2 protein-coding genes and 1 pseudogene are annotated in these 1,772 nt (G+C 43.5%); all 3 read right to left on the bottom strand.

Annotated features, from left to right (window positions below; genetic code table 11):
• The coding region (locus AC1DVH_RS30650) for a hypothetical protein (protein ID WP_477756951.1) at window positions 1–676 on the bottom strand (676 nt) is incomplete at its 3' end.
• A complete protein-coding gene (locus AC1DVH_RS30645; RefSeq protein ID WP_477756950.1) occupies window positions 673–1,011 on the bottom strand; it encodes a hypothetical protein in 339 nt (112 codons plus the stop codon). The genes AC1DVH_RS30650 and AC1DVH_RS30645, both read right to left, overlap by 4 nt.
• A 188-nt stretch (window positions 1,012–1,199) precedes the next feature.
• Window positions 1,200–1,772: pseudogene (locus tag AC1DVH_RS30640) on the bottom strand (hypothetical protein); the annotation flags it as partial.

Below are 1,772 nucleotides of genomic sequence, written 5' to 3'. Positions count from 1 at the left end.
GTGTATAACCTAAAACTGCGGAAAATAGGGTGCACGCCATTGATGATCTTGATTGTAGTGTGAATAGCATGAAGAGGCTGGCAGCTAGAATTGAAGTTGATTTTAGAATATTTTTGCTAGAGCCAATAGCTATTATTGAAATTATTGCATATGCATCGGAAAGTCCTAGGTAAATGCCTATGGATTCCTTTGGAATTTTTGATAAATCTATTTTTAATCCATCAGGGCTGATGTTCGATAGGTGAAAGATGGTTATTGCCAGCCAAGCTGCAGTCAAGAGGCTTTCATTGTCATGTTTGATTATCAATTTGCCAATATAGATTCCGCAAATCAGCCAGACAATGTAATAAATGAAATATGTAAAATTAAATAAAAATAAACTTCTGCCAAGATTGTCGTTTCTGTCGCCAAGAGAGAAATAAACAAGCTGAGTAATTAGGATGTATGCAAGAAATAGAGCAATTACTATTACAGGTGCTCTGTTTTCCCTAGAGAATATTGTTTTTTTTATATATCTTGCCTTTTCAGAAAAGACGGTCACTGCCAGCGTGCTTGCAAAAAGCAAAGACAGGTAAGCCTCGGGCATTGTACCTATTAGTGTCATATAGATATAAATGGGGCTGAATACCAAGCAAAATATATAGACTAAACTACCTGCGGAAATAAACCTGATCATATGTTGGTCGTCGTTCTCTTTGCAAACGAGGCGTAGCGCTTGGCTTCTGCAATGATCGCCTCTGGGGTTTGATACGTGTTGTGACCGCGGTGCAAACCGACCTCATGGCCACTTGAGTGAATACGGCGCATCAGTTTGCGGTTTGCCGGGTGTTCAGGCTCATAGTCAGCGTCTTTACTCGGGGGCGGTGCGGCCACAGAGGAAGTACTGACCAAACCATGACACTCGGAGGCATTCTTGATCCAGTCGAAGGTGTTAACTGGATCAACTGGATGCAGTTGTGCGACTGTTGAAGCATGCCCAAGGCACCAGCAGAGCGCTGCATGGCCAGCCATGCCACGTACTACTCCCTTGGCAGAGCCAAATCCATAACGACTTGGCTCATCCACATAATAGGAAACCTATATGCTGAATTATTGATGTTGCTTGAACCTCAGCTCAGGACGATAAAATAAAATTTCCGCATGACGAAAAATAAGGCTTTTGCTTGACTCGAGTTGGGATGGGTTTAATTTTTATAGCATTAATTGAGTTTGTTAAAGATATATGAAAATGTAATGCCAAGTGTGGCCCAGCCACAGATCAACGGGATGGAGCCCTTCATTGTAGATATATATTTAAGGCCTCCGACTCCTGCTTGAGCAGTAAACACTCTAAAGCACACAATATAGAAAACAGCGCCAGACAGCGCATAACACTCAGAAACATAAGCAGAGTCCAGATAGACCGCGGCCGCAACACTTCCGACTCGAAGAAATAACCCCCACAATGTCAAGCCAAGCATCAGGCGCTGGCGATTGACTATGTGCATAACCATTGATATTGGCGAGGATATAAACTGAAAGACTATCCATGGAGTCATCCATGCTGCTAGAACGCCGGCACGACGCCACTCTTCGCCAAACACAAGCGAAAAAATATCTGGAGCCACAATCCCTGCGAATATAAGCGGTCCGGCACCACTCTTGATAAGACCATTCAGTGTTTTAGAAGTGAATTCCGCTAGGTTCCCTTCTCTATGTTCACTTGGTCCGCGTGCCAAGTAAACTTGTGCAATAGCACTCCCCAAAAGCCCTAGTGGTGCTTGGAGTACTTT

The sequence above is a fragment of the Pseudomonas sp. P4_C3 genome, from assembly GCF_056402075.1.
The sequence above is the reverse complement of the archived record's forward strand: the minus strand, read 5'-3'. Positions and strand labels throughout refer to the sequence as shown.